Source organism: Neorhizobium turbinariae (assembly GCF_023223505.1).
Lineage (GTDB): Bacteria > Pseudomonadota > Alphaproteobacteria > Rhizobiales > Rhizobiaceae > Neorhizobium > Neorhizobium turbinariae.
Genome location: NZ_JALPRY010000010.1, coordinates 374806 through 393463, shown reverse-complemented (window position 1 = coordinate 393463; position 18658 = coordinate 374806). Strand labels below are relative to the sequence as shown.

Here is an 18658-nt window from a genome sequence, read left to right as displayed (position 1 = left end):
GCATGCTCATGTTGGCGGCAGCACAGGCGTCGGTCAGCATCTGCTGATAGCTCTTCGGCAGGCTGTTCCACTTTTCGAGGTTGAAGAAGGCGTGCATGGCGGGGCCGCCTTCCCACCAGGCCGGATAGTAATAGTACTTGGCGACCTTGGCGAAGCCGAGCTTCTGGTCGTCATACGGGCCGACGAACTCGGTGGCGTCGATCGTGCCCTTCTCGAGCGCGGCATAGACATCGCCAGCAGCGATCTGCTGCGGGGTGATGCCGACCTTCTGCATGATCTGGCCAGCAAGGCCGGCGATGCGCATCTTCAGGCCTTTGAGGTCTTCGATCGTGTTGATCTCCTTGCGGAACCAGCCGCCCATCTGGGTGCCGCTGTTGCCGGCCGGGATGGCGTAGAGGTTGCGCGGCGCCAGGAACTCGTTGATCAGCTCGTTGCCGCCGTTGAGGAACCAGGCATTGGTCATGCGGGCGTTGAGGCCGAAGGGGATGGCGGTGCCGAGCGCAAAGGCCGGGTCCTGGCCGATGTAATAATAAGAGCATGTATGGGCCATCTCGACGGTGCCGCTGGCAACCGCATCGCCGGCCTGCAGCGGCGGAACGATTTCGCCGGCGCCGAAGGTCTGGATGGTGAACTTGCCGTCACTGGCGTTCTTGACGCTGGCGGCGATCTGGTCGGCCGCGTCGAAGATGATGTTGAGGCTCTTGGGGAAGGAGGAAGTGAGCCGCCAGGTGATCTGCGGGTTTTCCTGTGCGATGGCCGGGGCGGCGAGCGCCGTTGCAGCGGCGGCACCAACGCCGGCCGTGGCTGCGGTTTTGAAGAAACGTCTGCGATCCATGTTATCCTCCCAAAGAGAAGCGAAAAGTGCGTCCAACCAGTGTCGGGTCTACCTGCTGGTAATCCCGAGTTTTGCGCAACAGCAAGCCAAATTCAAAAGCAATTGCAAGCCGGCACAACCTGAGTGCCGGAGGCTGGCAAAAAAACAGCCCGGGACGAGACCCGGGCTGTTTTCGATTTCAGATACCGTCGCGATTACAGCGTGCCCTTGCGCTGCTGCATCATCATGAAGGTGTCGTAGCTGTATTCGGCGATCTGGTTCCAGAGGTAACCTTCGCGCTTGAAGGCCTGCTGGCTTTCGTAGATCTTCTTGAACGCTTCGTTCTTGCCGTTGAGTTCGGCATAGACTTCCTGCGCGGCCTTGTAGCTGGCTTCGAGGATTTCCTGGCTGAACGGCTTCAGGACGGCACCTTCGGATACGAGCTGCTTCAGCGCCTTTGCGTTATGCGTGTCGTAGCGCGACAGCATGTTCTGCGTGGCGTTGGCGCAGGCATCCTTGAGGATGCGCTGGTAGGACTTCGGCAGGCCGTTGAACTTCTCGAGGTTGAAGAAGGCGTGAACCGCCGGGCCACCTTCCCACCAGGCCGGGTAGTAGTAGTACTTGGCGACCTTGGCGAAGCCGAGCTTCTGGTCGTCATACGGGCCGACGAATTCGGTTGCGTCGATCGTGCCCTTTTCAAGCGCGGCGTAAACGTCGCCACCGGCGATCTGCTGCGGGGTGACGCCGAGCTTCTGCATGACCTGGCCAGCGAGGCCGGCGATGCGCATCTTCAGGCCCTTGAGGTCTTCGATCGTATTGATTTCCTGGCGGTACCAGCCGCCCATCTGGGCACCGGTGTTACCGGCCTGGATCGCATAGATCTTGTGGGGCGCGAGGAACTCGTTGAGCATCTCGTTGCCGCCGCCGACCGAGAACCAGGCATTGGTCTGGCGGGCGTTGAGGCCAAACGGAACAGCCGTGCCGAGCGCGAAGGTCGGATCCTTGCCGATGTAGTAGTAGCAGCAGGTGTGGGCCATTTCGACCGTGCCGTCGGCAACGGCATCCATGGCCTGCAGGCCGGGAACGATTTCAGCGGCCGCAAAGGTCTGGATGGTGAAGTTGCCGTCGGTCGCTTCCTTGACGCTTTCGGCAATATCGGTGCCGGCTGCCCAGAGGATGTCGGTGTTCTTGGTGAACGACGACGTCATGCGCCAGGTGATCTTCGGATTTTCCTGGGCGATTGCCGGCGCGGCAAGCGCGGTTGCAGCGGCGGCGCCTACGCCAGCGGTGGCTGCCTGCCGGAAGAAATTTCTGCGGTTCATGATAGAGCCTTCTGCGTTTGAATTCCCGATGCTTGGTCATAATCAATTCATTTCAGAATCGGCAAGAAGAAAAGTAGGAAAGTTACGCTGCACCGCAGCAACGCTTTTAAAATGTTGCGCCTGACAGCCGCGATGCAGAAAATTCGTTCTCACTGGAAACAGGACTTGAAACCACCGCCAGTTCGCCTAGTTTAGAATAATTCTAAACTAGGTTGTTGCGCATGTTTGGCCATCTGTTTCCCTCATCGAAGCGGCCCTTCGATACCCTTTCCGAAGAAGAAATCCTGGCGCTCGCGATCGGCGCGGAGGAGGAGGATGCGCGCATCTACCTCGCATATGCCGATGGGCTGAGAGTGCAGTATCCCGCCTCGGCCAAGGTGTTCGAGGACATGGCGGAGGTGGAGCAAACCCACAAGAACATGCTGATCGACATGTTCCGCTCCCGCTTCGGCGAACGGATCCCGCTGATCCGGCGTGAGCATGTGCGGGGCTTCTACGAGCGCAAGCCCGACTGGCTGCGCAAGAACCTCTCGCTGGATGCCGTGCGCGGGCAGGTGGAGGCGATGGAGCGCCAGGCGGCACGCTTTTACGAGGAGGCGGCCAGGCGCGTTTCGGATGCCTCGACCCGGCAGTTGTTGGGCGACCTGGCGCTCGCGGAGCAGGGGCATGAGGACATCGCCCACATGCTGACCGACAAGCACCTGCCGGAGGATGTGAAGGCGGAGGAAAATGCCGATGAGCGGCGCCAGTTCATCCTGACCTATGTGCAGCCGGGCCTAGCGGGCCTGATGGATGGGTCGGTGTCCACGCTGGCGCCGATCTTCGCGGCAGCCTTTGCCACCGGCGATACCTGGTCCACCTTCCTGATCGGCCTGTCGGCGTCCGTCGGTGCCGGCATCTCCATGGGTTTCACCGAGGCGGCGCATGACGACGGCAAGATTTCCGGCCGCGGCTCACCGGTCAAGCGGGGCCTAGCATCGGGCATCATGACCGCGCTCGGCGGCCTGGGGCACGCGCTGCCCTATCTCATCCCGCATTTCTGGATTGCCACCACCGTGGCCGCCATCGTGGTTTTCTTCGAGCTCTGGGCGATCGCCTTCATCCAGAACCGTTACATGGAGACACCCTTCCTGCGCGCCGTCTTCCAGGTGGTGTTCGGGGGATCGCTGGTGCTTGCCGCCGGCATCCTGATCGGCAACGGCTAGGCCGGCTCTTCCTCGTCCTGTCTCAGCGGTGCTGTCATCTCGAACACGGCGCCGCCATTGGTGAGGGTGGAGTATTCCCCGCCGATCTGCCTGACGAAACTTGCGATGAGGCGGCTGCCCATGCCGCCGCTCGCCTCGGCGGTCACGTCCATTCCCGGGCCATTGTCGCGGATGACGAGGCGGAAGTCTTCGCCGTCCTGATGAAGCTCGACGCCGAGCCTGCCGTCGGTGCGGCCGGCAAAGGCATATTTGAAGGCGTTCGACACCACCTCGTTGATGATCATCCCAAGCGGCAGCGCCTGTTCGCGGTCGACCGTCAGGGGCTCAAGCTTGAGCTCGATTGCGACGGGCAGGTCGTAGGACGAGGCAATCTCCCGCACCAGCCTCTCGGCATAAGGCGCAACCTCGACACGCTCGAACTGGTCGGTCCGGTAGATCTGTTCATGCACGGCGATCATCGCCGCAACCCGCCGCGACATGTCCTCCCGGGCCTCGACCGGCATCGGCTGCAGCCGGATGAGCGCGAGCACGGCCTGGAGATTGTTTTTCACCCTGTGATGGATTTCCCGCAGGAGGAAACGGTTGCGTTCCAGCGCTTCCTCGAGCGCCTCGTTGCGCGCCGCGGTACGGTAAAGCAGGCGGTTGATCCATGCCGCGGCAAAGATCAGCACCGCCATCAGCGGCAAGATGATGACTGCGTCGGACCAGAGGTTGCGCCAGAACTGGTCGAGCATTTCCTGTCGTTCGATGGCGGCCAGCGCGATCAGGGGTGCTCCGGAAACCTTCCAGAAGGCGACGATGCGGGCATGGCCATCGATCGGCGAAACTGCGCTGTGGTAGACGCCGTTGTCCTGCTCGCGGGTGAGCGGGAACCAGTCCGTGGTGCTGATATCGACGGCGCGCGCGGCAGCGGGGCGACGGGCAACAAGCCAGCCATCGTCACGAACGGCTGAAATGGTTGAGTCGGGTCCGAGGTCCAATGACGCCCAGAACCGGTCGAGGCTCTCGTTTGGAATGTTGATGCTGGCCACGCCGGCGAAGGTGTTGTTTCGGTCGATGCGCCGGGCGACGAGGAAAGATGGTTTGCCGGAGAATTCATCCATGAGCGCGCTTGAGAAGGCAAGTTCCTGCCCATCCCGCAGCATGGTGAAATAGGTTCGGTCGCTATGGTTGATCCCTGGTGTGACGGGTCCGCTGGAGAACACGACGCGACCGGTCTCATCCATGAGCGTGTACTGGAAACCGTCCGGCATCTCGCCGACCGCACGCGTCAGTTCATCGGCATATTCATGGACTGATGCGATTGGCCGATCGGCGACTTCCGCCTCGATCCGCTGCAGCGCCTGGTCGCTAGCCTCGATCATCCATTGCAGATGGGCTGCAACCACATGGGCCGAGGAAAGGGCACGCGTTTCGCCATCACGCAGGGCGGTGCGGTAGTTTTCCACCACGATGAAGGCAGCGACAGTCGTCAGGGCCGCCAGGAAAATGGCTGCCAGCCAGATCGGAAGGGCCGGGCGCGCCGCCCGCATCAGCTTTTGATCTGCCTTCGCCGGTTCAGCCACGCTTACGCATCACCCAGGTTCGAACTCGCTGCAAGCAACTTCGTAGCAGGAGAATGGAGGATAGGGAACAAACGGCAGGCAGGAGCGGAAAATAAAACGCCCGCAGGGTGACTGCGGGCGATCATTGTCGGACAAAACGACCGGGTTTTTATCGAAGCGCGCCAACCAGAAGGTCGCGACCATCTTCGATGGAAACCCAGCGGCCGGTGTTGAACGTGGCCTGGCGCTTCAGGAAGGTATAGGTCGTCGCGTACCAGGGACGCACTTCGTTATCGAGATTGTCGAGAACGAAATCACCCTCAGCGGTGCGCAGCGTCAGGATCGCATGGCCTTCGCCATCGGCCTTGCGGACGACCGTCATCAGCAGGTCGGAGAGGGAAAAGCCGCGCGCGGCAAGTTCGCGACGCTTCTGCAGCGCGAAATCTTCGCAGTCAGCAAAATTGACCGGATAACTCCAGACCTCTTCGACGCCGTGGGCTTCCTTGTCGGTCTTGGCAATGTAGCGTGCGTTGACGCTGCGATTGATGCGTCGGACGGTGGCCCAGTCCTTTTCGCTCATCCGGCGCGCCGGAGCCGGCTGACTCTTGATCGCGCATTCGGCGGCATATTTCTGGCAGAACTCGTAGTGGCCGATCGGTTGCGACGTCACGGCGCCCGTGATCATTGCGGCCATTGGCCTCGGTGCCGGCACAGCGGTACTCACTGGCACCAATACGCTGACTAGGATCACGGCAAGCCGTGCCTGCAGAGCTTTCATCATGGACCCGTCCCTTAAAATCCTAACGAAACGTTAAGATTGGGTTCATGTGAGAGTCAATCTGTTGGTTTCTGTTAACGACTCATAGCGAGCATTATGGTTAAGGCTGCTGCTTTTTGGTCTCAGCCCAAAATTTAATCATGCAATTATTAGGGCTGCGGCTGCGGCCTTAAGCTTTTCAAGGTCTTGCGGGCGGGAAAGCCGGTGGTCGCCGTCGCGGATGAGGGTCAGCACCACGTCATCGGCCGGCAGGAACTCCACGAGCTTCAGCGCGTGGGAATATGGAACGTCGGGATCCTGCATGCCCTGCAGGATATGAACCGGGCAGCCGGTTTCGATGATCCCGGTCAGGACGATGTTGTTGCGGCCATCCTCCAGGAGCGCGCGGGTAAAGATGTTCGGCTCGGGGCTGTATTCCGAATGTTCTTCGAAATAACCGCGCTCGGCGAGCGATTGGCGTTGCTCCGCCGTCAGGTGCGGTTCGACAAGGTCGGCAGTGAAATCGGGTGCGGGTGCGACGAGGACCATGCCGAGCACGTTGGGACCGCTTGCGCGCTTGCGCAGTTCCTGGACCAGCCGAAGTGCGACCCAGCCGCCCATGGACGAGCCGACGAGCACGACGCTTTCGGCCTTGCTATCGTCAAGGACGGCAAGCGCCTCTTCCAGCCAGCGGGAGATGGTACCGTCTTGAAAGGCGCCGCCGGATGCACCATGTCCGGAATAGTCAAACCGCAGGGCGCCAATGCCAAGTTCGGCGGCGAGTTTGTCGAGTTCGAGTGCCTTCGTGCCCGTCATGTCGGACCGGTATCCGCCGAGCCAGACAAGGGTTGGAGTATTCGGGCGGGTCGGCAGGCGATGGATCACCGCGATCTCGCGTGCAGCCGGTCCATTGCCGACCGTGATCCGTTTTTCGATGCTGTTCGTCGCCGCGTCTGTCATGGGTTTCCTCGCGTTTTGGCGCTTATAAAACAGATTCGATTGCCGATAACAGCAGGTGATTTTTTCATCTGCCTATGCTATTGACTTCGCGCAAGCGGTCACGACATTCCGCTCGGCCGCGGCCGGGCGAGCTTAAGTCGTCGCTCGCGCCGGAGAAACTTCAAGGAGAATACGACCATTCGCAGACCATTCAAAGCCGATGCTCCCGTCAAAGAGGGGCCGCGCTCAAACAGGGAAATCCGCGTTCCCCGGGTCCAGCTTATCGATGCCGAAGGACAGAACCTCGGTGCAGTTCCGACCGACCAGGCTCTCCGCATGGCAGAAGAAGCCGGCCTCGATCTCGTCGAGATCTCGCCGAACAACGATCCGCCGGTATGCAAGATCCTTGATCTCGGTAAGCTGAAATATGCGAACCAGAAGAAGGCGGCCGAAGCTCGCAAGAAGCAGAAGATCGTCGAAATCAAAGAAATCAAGATGCGTCCCAACATCGACACCCATGACTATGAGGTGAAGATGAAGGCGATGAACCGTTTCTTCGAAGATGGCGACAAGGTGAAGGTGACGCTGAAGTTCCGCGGTCGTGAAATGGCCCACCAGGAACTCGGCATGAAGCTTCTGCTTCAGGTGAAGGACGATACGACCGAGATCGCCAAGGTGGAAGCAGAGCCCAAGCTCGAAGGCCGCCAGATGATGATGGTGCTGGCGCCGAAATAAGCGCCGCATCACCCCGTTTGCCACGGTTCGCCGCTCGGCAAAGCCGGTGTTCAATCAATCCTTCTTTTTCATTGCGCTTCCCGCAGACTGCGGTTATAAGCGCGCGTCCGAACGGTCCGGCAGGGCATGCCGTGGCCGTTCCAAATGCTTGAAACAGGCGTCGTCTGCCGGTTTCGATACAAATACGGAGTAGCAAAATGCCCAAGATGAAGACGAAATCGGCCGCCAAGAAGCGGTTCAAGGTAACGGCGACCGGTAAGGTCGTTGCAGCTGCTGCTGGCAAGCGCCACGGCATGATCAAGCGGTCCAACAAGTTCATCCGCGACGCTCGCGGTACGATGATCCTTGCCGAAGCAGACGGCAAGAAGGTTATCAAGAACTACCTGCCGAACGGTCTCTGAGACCTCTCGTCACTTTTGGATCAGTTAAGGAGATCATGACATGGCACGCGTAAAACGGGGCGTCACTTCCCGCGCCAAGCACACCAAGACCCTCAAGGCAGCCAAGGGCTTCTACGGCCGCCGCAAGAACACGATCCGCGCCGCAAAGGCTGCTGTTGATCGTTCGCGCCAGTTCGCTACCCGCGACCGTCGCGTCAAGAAGCGCAATTTCCGCGCCCTGTGGATCCAGCGTATCAACGCTGCTGTCCGCGAATCCGGCCTGACCTACGGCCGCTTCATCGACGGTCTCAACAAGGCTGGGATCGAAGTTGACCGCAAGGTTCTTTCCGACATGGCCATCCATGAGCCGGAAGCATTCGGCGCCCTGGTTGCTGCCTCCAAGAAGGCCCTTGAGTACCTCAAGGAAACCGGCACGGCCGGCGAGTTTGAAGGCGCGGTTCGCTAAGACCAGCGCTTCCCAGGCTCATTGAGCTTATAGAATTTTGGGAAACCCGCGCTGGCTTGGGCTGGCGCGGGTTTTTCGTTTACGGCATCCGCCTGAAATATCTCTCCGATCATCAACGGAAGACACCATGTCCGATCTGGAAAACCTGAAAACATCGCTGCTGGCCGAAATCGGCGCCGCCGGCGACGAAGCGGCGATCGAAGCCGTGCGCGTCGGCGCGCTTGGCAAGAAGGGCTCCGTTTCCGAGCTCCTGAAGACGCTTGGAACGATGACGCCGGAAGAGCGCCAGACCCGCGGCGCTGCAATCAACGCGCTGAAGAACGAAGTCACCGAAGCCATCAACGCTCGCAAGACGGTGCTGAAGGATGCGGCAATCGAAGCGCGGCTGAAGGCGGAAACGGTGGATGTTTCGCTGCCGGTGCGCTCGTCGCCCGCCGAGCGTGGCCGGATCCACCCGATCAGCCAGATCATCGACGAGATCACCGCCGTTTTCGCCGACATGGGTTTTTCGATCGCCGAAGGGCCGGATATCGAGACGGACTATTACAACTTCACGGCGCTGAACTTCCCCGAAGGTCACCCCGCCCGCGAAATGCACGACACCTTCTTCTTCCAGCCGGACGAAAAGGGTGAGCGCAAGGTTTTGCGCACGCATACCTCGCCGGTGCAGGTGCGCACCATGGAAGCGCAGGACCCGCCGATCCGCATCGTCATTCCGGGCAAGACCTACCGCCAGGATTCCGACGCCACCCACTCGCCGATGTTCCACCAGGTTGAAGGGCTGGTTGTCGACAAGAAGAGCCATGTCGGCCACATGCGCTGGATCTTGGAAGAGTTCTGCAAGGCCTTCTTCGAGGTGCCGTCGGTGACGATGCGCTTCCGCCCGTCGTTCTTCCCGTTCACCGAGCCGTCTTTCGAGGTCGACATCCAGTGCGACCGCTCCGGCCCGATCGTCAAGTTCGGCGAAGGCAATGACTGGATGGAGATCCTTGGCTGCGGCATGGTCCATCCGAACGTGCTGCGCTCCGGCGGCCTTGACCCGGACGAGTACCAGGGCTTTGCCTGGGGCATGGGCCTCGACCGCATTGCCATGCTGAAATACGGCATGCCGGACCTGCGCGACTTCTTCAACGCCGATGTCCGCTGGATGAACCACTACGGCTTCCGCCCGCTCGACATGCCGACGCTGTTCGGCGGCCTGAGCCAGTAGGGGGAGAGAGACAATGAAATTCACGCTTTCCTGGCTCAAGGATCATCTTGAGACCGATGCAACGCTGGAAGAACTCTGCGAGCGCCTGACCGCGATCGGCCTTGAGGTCGAGGATGTCGACGACAAGTCGGCCTACAAGCCTTTCGTCATCGCCAAGGTCCTGTCGGCTGAAAAACATCCGGAGGCCGACCGGCTGAAGGTGCTGATGGTCGATGCCGGAGACGGCAAGCCCGTGCAGATCGTTTGCGGTGCGCCGAACGCGCGTGCCGGCCTGGTTGGTGCCTTGGCGCGGCCGGGCACCTATGTTCCGGGCATCGACGTGACGCTTGCCGTCGGCAAGATCCGCGGCGTCGAAAGCCACGGCATGATGTGCTCGGAAAAGGAACTTGACATTTCCGAGGACCACAATGGCATCATCGACCTGCCCGCGGATGCACCGGTCGGCCAGTCCTTCGCGTCCTATGCCGGCCTTGATGATCCGGTCATCGAGATCAACCTGACGCCGAACCGCCCGGACTGCACCTCGATCTACGGTATCGCCCGAGACCTCGCCGCGTCCGGCCTGGGCACGCTGAAGCCGATGGCCAAGCCTTCCTTCACCACGCAGGGCGAGACCTCCATTGGCATCACGCTTGATCTGGATGACGAGCGCCTGTGCCCGGGCTTTGGCCTGCGCCTCGTGCGAGGCGTCAAGAACGGCCCGAGCCCGGTCTGGATGCAGCAGCGGCTGAAGGCGATCGGCCTTCGTCCGATCAACGCGCTTGTCGACGTCACCAACTACATGACCTTCGACCAGGGTCGCCCGATGCACGTCTTCGACGCTGCCAAGGTGAAGGGCGACCTTACCGTGCGCCGGGCCAAGGATGGCGAGACGCTTTTGGCGCTCGACCAGCGCGAATACAAGCTCGGCCCGAACAACGTGGTCATCGCCGATGAGAACGGCGTGGAGTCGATCGGCGGCATCATGGGCGGCGAGCACTCCGGCTGTGATGAGAACACCACCGACGTGCTGATCGAATCGGCACAGTGGGACCCGATCAACATCGCAAAGTCCGGCCGTGTGCTCGGCATCATCACGGATGCACGCTACCGGTTCGAACGCGGCGTCGACCCGCAATACATGGAGCCTGGCCTCGACCGCACAACCGAACTGGTCCTGGAACTGTGCGGCGGCACGCCCGCGGAAGCAAAGATCGTCGGCTACAAGGGATTTGAGCCGAAGGTCGTCGACTTCCCGTTCTCGGAAGTGAAGCGCCTGACGGGTCTGGAAGTCTCGACGCAGGAGAGCCGCACGATCCTCACCCGCCTCGGCTTCACCGTTGAGGGCGAGGGCGAACGGGTCTCGGTAAAGGTCCCGTCCTGGCGCCCCGACGTCGATGGCAAGGCCGACCTCGTTGAAGAAGTCATGCGCATCTACGGCGTTGACCAGATCAAGCCTGAGCCGATCGAAAAGCTGTCGGCGGTCAACGGCCGCATCCTGACGACGCTGCAGGTTCGCACCCGCACGGCCAAGCGCTCGCTTGCCGCGCGCGGCATGCTTGAAGCCGTCACATGGTCGTTCATTTCCGAGGAGCAGGCCAAGCTCTTCGGCGGCGGTAGCGCCGCACTGAAGCTCGCGAACCCGATCGCGGCCGACATGTCTGACATGCGCCCCTCGCTTCTGCCGGGCCTGCTTACCGCAGCCCAGCGCAACGCCGACAAGGGTTACGGCGACGTCGCGATCTTCGAAGTCTCCGGCACCTATGAGACGGATACGCCGGAAGGCCAGCGTCGCGTCGCCGGCGGTGTTCGTCGCGGCACGGCGTCGATCCATGGCGCAGGCCGCCTGTGGTCCAACAATGCCAAGGGCGGCGGCAAGCCGGTCGATGTCTTCGATGCCAAGGCCGATGCACTGGCCGTGGTGGAAGCCTGCGGCCTGCCGATGAGCAATGTGCAGGTCGAGCAGGGTGCACCGTCCTGGTACCATCCGGGCCGCTCCGGTACGATCAAGATGGGGCCCAAGGTGGTGCTCGGTTATTTCGGTGAGTTCCATCCGAAGACGCTGGCGGCGCTCGATGTTTCCGGCGCGCTCTGCGGTTTCGAAGTTTATCTCGACGCGATGCCGGACCCGAAGAAGAAAGCAACCCGCACCAAGCCGGGCCTCGATCTTTCGGCTCTCCAGGCGGTGAAGCGCGACTTCGCCTTCGTGGTAGGAAGCGACGTTGAAGCCGGCGCGATCGTCAAGGCGGCCCTCACGGCAGACCGCAAGCTGATCACCGGCGTCAATGTCTTCGACGTTTTCGAAGGTGCGTCGCTCGGCGAAGGCAAGAAGTCGGTGGCGATCGAGGTTGTCATTCAGCCCGTCGAACGCACGCTGACGGACGAGGACTTCGAGGCGCTGACCGGCAAGATCGTTGCCAATGTCCAGAAGGCCACCGGCGGCACGCTGCGCGGCTGATTTCGGGTGGCGAGACCACTCCTCAAGAGCTAGCCTGCTTCTCTGGAAGCAGGCTTTTTTGTTTGTGCGCGGGGGCAGACGGCGGGGAAGCAACTGCAGCAGACGAGGGAGGTGGGTTTGCGCAAGCCAAATTCCATGAAGGGCCTGGAACACCTCGGCCGCGTCCGGCTGTCTGAAAACTTCTTCTTTCGCGACTTCCTGCATTCGGAGATCGCCGACTTCTACCGCATCCCCAACATTCCGGATGACCCTGATCTTGCGATCGAGGCTGGGCGGCATCTGTGCGAGGAATTGCTGGAGCCCCTGCAGCGGACCTTCGGGCGGCTGCATATCCGCTCCGGCTATCGCTCCGATGAGGTGAACGCCTTCGGCAACCGCAACAACCTGAACTGCTCTACCAGTGCGGCGACGGCGGCCGACCATATCTGGGACAGGCGCGATGCCGATGGCTGTATCGGCGCCACCGCCTGCGTCGTGGTGCCCTGGCTGATCGATCGTTACCGCGGGGAGGGCGACTGGCAGAAGATGGCCTGGTGGATCCACGACCACCTGCCGTATGCGTCGCTGTGCTTTTTCCCGAAGCTCTGGGCCTTCAACATCCAATGGCATGAACGGCCGGCGCGGCGGATCATGAGTTACGTCGCGCCACGTGGCGTGCTGACCAAGCGCGGCATGGCCAACCACGAAGGTGACCATGCTGAGTTTTACGCGGGGTTTCCCCCGCCGGCCGGTTGCTGACGCTCAGAGCTTCAGCTTGGACTTCAGCGCGTCGATGCGCTTCGATGCTTCTGCCTTGGAAAGATTGTCGGCAAAGGCGTCCGGTTCGTGCGCCTGCTCCGTCAGCGTCTTCAGGTAGGAGGTCTGGGCGCCGGTCATCGGTTCGTCGCCCGTCACCCAGTCGTCCGGATCCTTTTCCGTGTTGGATAGATTGTCCGGATCGACTTTCGGGTTGTGCTGGTCTGTCATCATTTGCCTCTGTGTTTTGTTCTTCAAACGTTCGCGTCGAGGCAAATGTTCCCTTACTTCTTTGGCGTCCAGGCCGCAGCCTGCGCGGCATAACGCGCGCCGGAGAATTTTTCCGGGGCGAGCAGGTCGCCGAGATTGGCGAGTTCTTCGGGTGACAGCGTGATGTCGGCGGCCGCGACGTTCTGCTCCAGATGCGGGATCTTGCGGGCACCGGGGATGGGCACGATGAAATCGCCCTGGGCCAGAACCCATGCAAGCGCCAGTTGCGCGGCGGTGACGCCCTTCTCGGCGGCCATGTCCTCCAGCAGCTTCACGAGCGCTGCATTGGCCGCCATGTTTTCCGCGCTGAAGCGGGGCAGGCCGGCGCGGAAGTCATCGGATGCGATATCATCCGGCTTCTGGATCTTGCCGGTGAGGAAGCCGCGGCCAAGCGGGCTGAAGGGCACGAAGCCGATGTTGAGTTCGCGGCACGTATCGAGGATCTCGCCTTCCGGATCTCGCGTCCAAAGCGAATATTCGCTCTGTAGCGCCGAGATCGGATGAACGGCATGGGCGCGGCGAATGGTGGCGGCGTCCGCTTCCGACAGGCCAAGCGCCCGCACCTTGCCTTCCTTCACGAGATCCGCCATGGCCCCAACCGTATCTTCGATCGGCACGTTCGGGTCGACGCGGTGCTGGTAGAAGAGGTCGATCACCTCGATGCCGAGGCGCTTCAACGAGGCTTCGGCCACCTCGCGCACATGCTCCGGCCGGCTGTCGAGGCCGGACATGGCGCGGCTGTCGGAGGCATTCGGGTCGATCTTGAAGCCGAACTTGGTGGCAATCACAACCTTGTCGCGGAAGGGCTTCAACCCCTTACCGACAAGCTCCTCGTTCTTGAACGGCCCGTAGACTTCCGCGGTATCGAAGAAGTTGACGCCGAGTTCGACCGCCCGATGCAGGGTGCGGATGGATTCCGCCTCCTCCTGGCCGCCATAGGCATGGCTCATGCCCATGCAGCCGAGCCCGACCGCCGAAACCGTAAGTTCTTGTCCTAACTGCCGCATCTTCATGGGAGGCTCCTTCAGGCTTTGCTATTCAGGATGGTCAGGCGCCGGCTTCGTTCAGCATCTTCATCTGGTCGTCGGAGAGCTTCAGGCTACCGGCGGCGATGATGGCATCGAGTTGGGCAGGGCTGGTGGCGCTGGCGATCGGTGCGGTGATGCCGCGCGACTGGATGAGCCAGGCAAGCGCAATCGAGGCCGGCTCGACATTCGTCTCGACCGCGATCTCGTCCAGTGCGGCGAGGATCCGGTAGCCCTTGTCGTTGAGGTAGGAGAGGGCGCGAGCGCCACGTGCCTTGCCTTCGGTATCGGCCTTGTCGCGGTACTTGCCGGTGAGGAAGCCGGAGGCGAGGCCGTAATAGTTGATGACGCCGATCTCTTCCCTGACGCACAGCTCCGCGAGCGGCCCTTCGAAGCTGTCGCGATCGTAGAGATTGTATTGCGGCTGGAGGACGTCGTAGCGCGGCAGGCCCGCCTTGGCGGCGGCATCGAAGCTTTCCTGCAACAGCTTGGCATCATAGTTGGAGCAGCCCATCGCGCGGATCTTGCCCTGCTCCTTGAGCTTGGCGAAGGCACCGAGCGTTTCCTCGTGGGTCACCGTGTCATCGGGCCAGTGCGCGAGGTAAAGGTCGATATAGTCGGTCTGCAGGCGGCGCAGCGAGTTATCGACCTCCTCCAGGATCCATTTGGCCGAGAGATCCTTCTTTCCCTGGCCCATGTCGGAACCGACCTTTGTGACGATGATCGCCGCGTCGCGCGAGCGGCCGCTCCCCTTCAGCCACTTGCCGATGATGGTCTCCGACTCGCCGCCCTGGTGACCCGGCACCCAGCGGGAATAGGAGTCCGCCGTATCCAGCGTGTTGAAGCCGGCGTCGAAGAAACGATCGAGAACCGCAAACGAAGTCTTTTCATCCGCCGTCCAGCCGAAGACGTTGCAGCCGAGCACAACAGGCGAAACGGACAGGCCGGTACGGCCGAGCGGGCGCAATTCCATTGATCTTTCTCCCAAAGTCTTAGGTCAGCGGATGAATCGTCCAAATGAAGGAAGTTGAGATTAGCCGAAGCGTCGTTGGCGGCCAGCAGCAATTTCGCGTCGGGACGCATTTTTTCAAGCCTCGCCCGCGGCCTCCGTTGCGCCACCTGGACCTCCCCAATAAGGTGCCGACGCAAAATCAAGGGAGAAGTTCATGCTGCGTTTCGGAATTCTGTCGACTGCCAAGATTGGCCATGAGCAGGTTGTGCCGGCGATCCAGGACGCCGAAAACTGCGTCGTCACCGCCTTCGCAAGCCGCGACCTCGGCAAGGCCCGCAAGCTGGCGGATCGCTTCGGCGCGCCGCATGCATTCGGTTCCTATGAGGAGATGCTGGCGTCTGACGTGATCGACGCGGTCTATATCCCGCTGCCGACGAGCCAGCATGTCGAATGGTCTATCAAGGCGGCCGAGGCAGGCAAGCATGTGCTTTCCGAAAAGCCGATCGCGTTGAACGCGGGCCAGATCGAGGAACTGATCAAGGTGCGCGACCGCACCGGCAAGCTCATCACCGAAGCCTTCATGGTGACCTATTCGCCAGTCTGGCTGAAGGTGCGCGAACTGTTGCGCGAAAAGGCGATCGGCGAACTGAAACACGTGCAGGGCGCCTTCACCTATTTCAACCGCGACCCCTCCAACATGCGCAACATCCCGGAACTCGGTGGCGGTGGGCTGCCGGACATCGGCGTTTATCCCACCATCGTCACCCGTTTTGCGACGGAAGCCGAGCCGCAGCGCGTGCAGGCCGAGGTTGAGCGTGATCCGACGTTCGGCACCGACATCTTCTCCAACGTGAAGGCGGACTTTGGTTCGTTCAAGCTTACCTTCTACATTGCCACCCAGATGGCAGCGCGGCAGATCATGGTATTCCACGGGACCGAAGGATACATCGAGGTGAAGTCGCCGTTCAACGCGGTGCGCTGGGGTGCCGAGGAGATCGAGGTGACCAACCAGAACCACGGAGAGTCGCAGATCTTCCGCTTCCAGGACAGCCGCCAATACAAGCGTCAGGCCGAAGCGTTTGCCCGTGCAACGCAGGGCGAGGCGGTGGAATTCGTGACGCTCGAAAACTCGCTGAAGAACCAGCGTTTCATTGACGCGATCTACCGCGCCGGCGAACACGGCGGCTGGGAAGCGATCTAGCGCGCCGGCGAACACGGCGGCTGGGAAGCGATCTAGCGGGCGCGACGGCGCAGGCGGAGATAACCGAGCAGCCAGAACAGGAGTGCCGCCACCCATGAGAGGGAAAGGTGCAGCAGCGGCTGCACCTGCGGGGCCCGTGTTGCAAGCAGCGCAAACAGGCTGAAGCTCAGCAGCAGGCTGACACTGACAAGCGGCCGCAGTTCGGGAGGGGAGGGTGGTGCATCAGATGGACGCGTGACGCGCTGGATGATGGCGCAAACGGCAATGGCGCCGCCGAGCGAAAGCAGGCGGGCGACAGGCGGCGCTAAGCTGAAGACCGTGGTGAGGATGTGAAGAAGCGCTGCGTCGAGAGCGATAAGCAGAAGGCTCAGGATGATGATGCGCGGGCGCAGAAGCACGGGAGATGGGCCAGCCGTTGATCGCAAGATAGGCCCACGATGCGCTGCAGCCGGTTAAACCGGCGTTAAGCAGCAAGATATCGGCAGCTGTCGAGCTCGGCCCGGCTGAGACAGGCAGACTGCTGTCCCAGCGTCATGCATCGTGTTGGCTTTAGAGGATCCGGTTGAACGCGTCGCGGTCGATGCCGAGCGTTTCCAGGTCGCGGCCAGCCGGGCGGCGGCGGTTTTCAACGGCAGCCGAAACGGCGATTGCAGCGCCAACAACGGCGAATGCACGGGTAAAGCTGTTGCCACGCTTCATGGTATTTACAGACATATTCTCGTCTCCTTCTCGTTGTGCTGAATATGGTGAGCAGGTGGTTATTGTGCAACGCACAAGGGAGCACGGGAGCCATGCAGATCCGGCATATCATCGGCGAGTTCCGATCCGTGGCTTGCACATTTCGTCCGCATGTTGCTATCGCTGGACGATCACTCCTGGAGTTCCCGATGACGGTCACGATCTACGGTATCAAGAACTGCGACACGATGAAGAAGGCGCGCGCCTGGCTGGATGAGCGCGGCATCGAATACAGCTTCCACGACTACAAGGCGCATGGCATCGACCGGGCGCATCTGGAGACCTGGACGGAACGCGCAAACTGGGAAACTGTGCTGAACCGCGCCGGCACGACCTTCAAGAAGCTGGAAGATGCTGCAAAGGCGGATATTGACCGCGAGAAAGCGATCGAACTGATGCTGGCCCAGCCGTCGATGATCAAGCGGCCGGTGCTCGAAGCGGACGGCAAGCTTTTGATCGGCTTCAAGCCCCACCTTTACGAAGAGGCTTTTGCCGCAGTCTAACCCCGGTTGCTCCCATGTCGAAAACCACTCGTGCCACCCAGGCGCTGCAAAAGGCGGGCGTCTCCTTCACCACCGTCACCTATGATTATGATCCCGACGCGGACCGGATCGGACTGGCGGCGGCCGAGGCGATCGGCGAAAGCCCGTCACGGGTGCTAAAGACGCTGATGGCAGAAGTCGATGGCAAGCCCGTCTGTGTTGTCGTGCCGTCTGACCGCGAGGTTTCGATGAAGAAGCTCGCGGCGGCCTTTGGTGGCAAGTCGGCGCATATGATGAAGCCGTCCGATGCCGAGCGTGCCACGGGCTACCATGTCGGCGGCATCAGCCCCTTCGGGCAGAAAAAGACGGTGCCAACGGCGATGGAGATCACCGCGCTCGAAGAGGCTTATGTCTATATCAACGGCGGCCAGCGGGGCCTGCAGATCCGCGTCGATCCGCGCCAGGCGCAGGAAGCCTTGCGCGCCGTTGCCGCTGCACTGGTTGCGTGAGGTGATCCGATGCCGGACATGACTGCGACGCTGCGCATCCTTGAGCCCCAGCCCGGCATCTTCGCCTATTACGATGGGCGTGTTGCCGGCAAGCGCCTGCATGATGCCGCGCCGAACTGGCTGGACGACGGCGCCTATTCGCTGGGCGTGGCGTCCTATGCGTTGGTCGATGGGGATGAGGCGCTGGTTTACGACACGCATATCTCGCTCGGCCATGCCCGTGCCATCCGGGCGCATCTGGAAGGCGTGGGCGTCAAACGGATCCGCGTTGTGCTCAGCCATTGGCACAAGGACCACATTGCCGGCAACGCGGTCTTTGCCGATTGCGAAATCATTGCGCTGAAGCTGACGGCCGAACGCATGGCCGAGAACCGGGCGAAGATTGAAGCGGCCAACCCGCCGATCAACCCGGTGGTGATGCCAACCACAACCTTCGAAAAGCGGCTCGAGCTCACGCTTGGCAGCCGCAGGGTCGAGCTTCACCATTTCGCCATTCATAGCGCTGATGGCAACGTGATCTGGCTGCCGGAGGAAAAGCTGCTGCTGGCCGGGGATACGCTGGAAGACACCGTCACCTACATTTCCGAAGCAGGCGAGATCGCGACTCACCAGGCCGAACTTGCCCGCATGCAAACGTGGCCGATCGAGAAGATCCTGCCCGCGCACGGTGATCCGGACCGCATCGCCTCCGGTGGCTATGATGCAAGCCTTATCGACGCCAACCTCGCCTATCTCGAAGCAATGACCGCCGCAGCCGCTTCCGGCCAGGAGATCGACCCGTCGCTGAAGGCATTCGTGGGCGAGGAGATCGCACGCGGATCGGTGATCTATTTCGGGCCCTATGAAGCGGTTCACGCAAGCAATATCGCAGCCGTTAAAACCGCAGCGAAAGGCTGAGCGGACTTCAATTCCGCCGCAAACCTCTCTAAGTCTGGCG

The 18658-nt window shown here is 61.4% G+C and carries 21 protein-coding genes; 11 read left to right on the top strand and 10 right to left on the bottom strand.

Annotation, left to right across the window (positions count from 1 at the left end; translation table 11 throughout):
- Both M0654_RS10545 and M0654_RS10540 read right to left on the bottom strand, forming a co-directional pair.
- The coding region (locus tag M0654_RS10545) for a TRAP transporter substrate-binding protein (RefSeq protein ID WP_248683051.1) at nt 1-835 on the bottom strand (835 nt) is incomplete at its 3' end.
- A 194-nt stretch (nt 836-1029) separates the two neighbouring features.
- A complete protein-coding gene (locus M0654_RS10540) occupies nt 1030-2136 on the bottom strand; it encodes a TRAP transporter substrate-binding protein (RefSeq protein WP_248683050.1) in 1107 nt (368 codons plus the stop codon).
- A 221-nt stretch (nt 2137-2357) separates the two neighbouring features.
- Here M0654_RS10540 and mbfA point away from each other — a divergent pair, with 221 nt between their 5' ends.
- Nucleotides 2358-3341 carry an iron exporter MbfA gene (mbfA, locus tag M0654_RS10535; RefSeq protein ID WP_248683049.1) on the top strand — a complete coding sequence of 328 codons (984 nt, stop codon included), beginning with the start codon at nt 2358-2360 and terminating at the stop codon, nt 3339-3341.
- Here mbfA and M0654_RS22880 read toward each other — a convergent pair.
- From M0654_RS22880 to M0654_RS10520, 3 genes are all read right to left on the bottom strand, one after another.
- Entirely contained in the window at nt 3338-4906 is a 1569-nt protein-coding gene (locus M0654_RS22880) for a sensor histidine kinase (protein WP_248683048.1), read from the bottom strand. The two genes, mbfA and M0654_RS22880, sit on opposite strands and share 4 nt — an antisense overlap.
- Before the next feature lie 148 nt (nt 4907-5054).
- A complete protein-coding gene (locus M0654_RS10525; protein WP_248683047.1) occupies nt 5055-5666 on the bottom strand; it encodes a transglutaminase-like cysteine peptidase in 612 nt (203 codons plus the stop codon).
- Between the two features lie 135 nt (nt 5667-5801).
- Complete coding sequence (locus M0654_RS10520; protein WP_248683046.1) at nt 5802-6602, bottom strand: alpha/beta hydrolase; 801 nt, start codon at nt 6600-6602, stop codon at nt 5802-5804.
- 177 nt (nt 6603-6779) lie between these two features.
- Between M0654_RS10520 and infC the strand changes: the two genes are divergently transcribed.
- The 6 genes from infC (at nt 6780) to M0654_RS10490 (ending at nt 12547) form a co-directional block, all read left to right on the top strand.
- A complete protein-coding gene (infC, locus tag M0654_RS10515; RefSeq protein ID WP_118851712.1) occupies nt 6780-7316 on the top strand; it encodes a translation initiation factor IF-3 in 537 nt (178 codons plus the stop codon).
- 197 nt (nt 7317-7513) lie between these two features.
- Nucleotides 7514-7717, top strand: coding sequence for a 50S ribosomal protein L35 (gene rpmI, locus M0654_RS10510; protein ID WP_027487755.1), 204 nt, complete (start codon nt 7514-7516; stop codon nt 7715-7717).
- Between the two features lie 40 nt (nt 7718-7757).
- Nucleotides 7758-8162, top strand: coding sequence for a 50S ribosomal protein L20 (gene rplT / locus M0654_RS10505; protein ID WP_118851344.1), 405 nt, complete (start codon nt 7758-7760; stop codon nt 8160-8162).
- 127 nt (nt 8163-8289) lie between these two features.
- Complete coding sequence (gene pheS, locus M0654_RS10500) at nt 8290-9372, top strand: phenylalanine--tRNA ligase subunit alpha (protein ID WP_118851345.1); 1083 nt, start codon at nt 8290-8292, stop codon at nt 9370-9372.
- A gap of 13 nt (nt 9373-9385) precedes the next feature.
- Complete coding sequence (gene pheT / locus M0654_RS10495) at nt 9386-11809, top strand: phenylalanine--tRNA ligase subunit beta (protein WP_248683045.1); 2424 nt, start codon at nt 9386-9388, stop codon at nt 11807-11809.
- A gap of 117 nt (nt 11810-11926) precedes the next feature.
- Nucleotides 11927-12547 carry a hypothetical protein gene (locus M0654_RS10490; protein ID WP_248683044.1) on the top strand — a complete coding sequence of 207 codons (621 nt, stop codon included), beginning with the start codon at nt 11927-11929 and terminating at the stop codon, nt 12545-12547.
- A 3-nt stretch (nt 12548-12550) separates the two neighbouring features.
- On the opposite strand, the gene M0654_RS10485 is transcribed toward M0654_RS10490, so the two are convergent.
- From M0654_RS10485 to M0654_RS10475, 3 genes are read right to left on the bottom strand one after another with little or no spacing between them, the layout of a single operon-like run.
- Nucleotides 12551-12775, bottom strand: a complete 225-nt coding sequence (locus M0654_RS10485; protein WP_248683043.1) for a DUF3072 domain-containing protein — start codon at nt 12773-12775, stop codon at nt 12551-12553.
- A 53-nt stretch (nt 12776-12828) separates the two neighbouring features.
- Nucleotides 12829-13827 (bottom strand): aldo/keto reductase, encoded by a 999-nt coding sequence (locus tag M0654_RS10480; protein WP_248683042.1) that lies wholly within the window; start codon nt 13825-13827, stop codon nt 12829-12831.
- A gap of 34 nt (nt 13828-13861) precedes the next feature.
- Nucleotides 13862-14812, bottom strand: a complete 951-nt coding sequence (locus tag M0654_RS10475; RefSeq protein WP_248683041.1) for an aldo/keto reductase — start codon at nt 14810-14812, stop codon at nt 13862-13864.
- Between the two features lie 193 nt (nt 14813-15005).
- Here M0654_RS10475 and M0654_RS10470 point away from each other — a divergent pair, with 193 nt between their 5' ends.
- Complete coding sequence (locus tag M0654_RS10470) at nt 15006-15992, top strand: Gfo/Idh/MocA family protein (RefSeq protein ID WP_248683040.1); 987 nt, start codon at nt 15006-15008, stop codon at nt 15990-15992.
- Nucleotides 15993-16024: 32 nt separating this feature from the next.
- On the opposite strand, the gene M0654_RS10465 is transcribed toward M0654_RS10470, so the two are convergent.
- A complete protein-coding gene (locus M0654_RS10465) occupies nt 16025-16390 on the bottom strand; it encodes a hypothetical protein (RefSeq protein WP_248683039.1) in 366 nt (121 codons plus the stop codon).
- A 151-nt stretch (nt 16391-16541) separates the two neighbouring features.
- Nucleotides 16542-16706, bottom strand: coding sequence for a hypothetical protein (locus M0654_RS10460; RefSeq protein WP_248683038.1), 165 nt, complete (start codon nt 16704-16706; stop codon nt 16542-16544).
- 173 nt (nt 16707-16879) lie between these two features.
- On the opposite strand from M0654_RS10460, the gene M0654_RS10455 reads away from it, so the two are divergent.
- The 3 genes from M0654_RS10455 to M0654_RS10445 are packed head-to-tail and all read left to right on the top strand — an operon-like array spanning nt 16880 to nt 18618.
- The gene (locus M0654_RS10455) at nt 16880-17233 is read left to right on the top strand and encodes an ArsC family reductase (RefSeq protein WP_248683037.1); all 354 of its coding nucleotides are present in this window, start codon (nt 16880-16882) and stop codon (nt 17231-17233) included.
- A gap of 14 nt (nt 17234-17247) precedes the next feature.
- Nucleotides 17248-17721, top strand: coding sequence for a Cys-tRNA(Pro) deacylase (ybaK, locus tag M0654_RS10450; RefSeq protein ID WP_248683036.1), 474 nt, complete (start codon nt 17248-17250; stop codon nt 17719-17721).
- 9 nt (nt 17722-17730) lie between these two features.
- On the top strand, nt 17731-18618 hold the full coding sequence (locus tag M0654_RS10445) for an MBL fold metallo-hydrolase (protein WP_248683035.1): 888 nt from the start codon (nt 17731-17733) through the stop codon (nt 18616-18618).
- Nucleotides 18619-18658 lie beyond the last annotated feature (40 nt).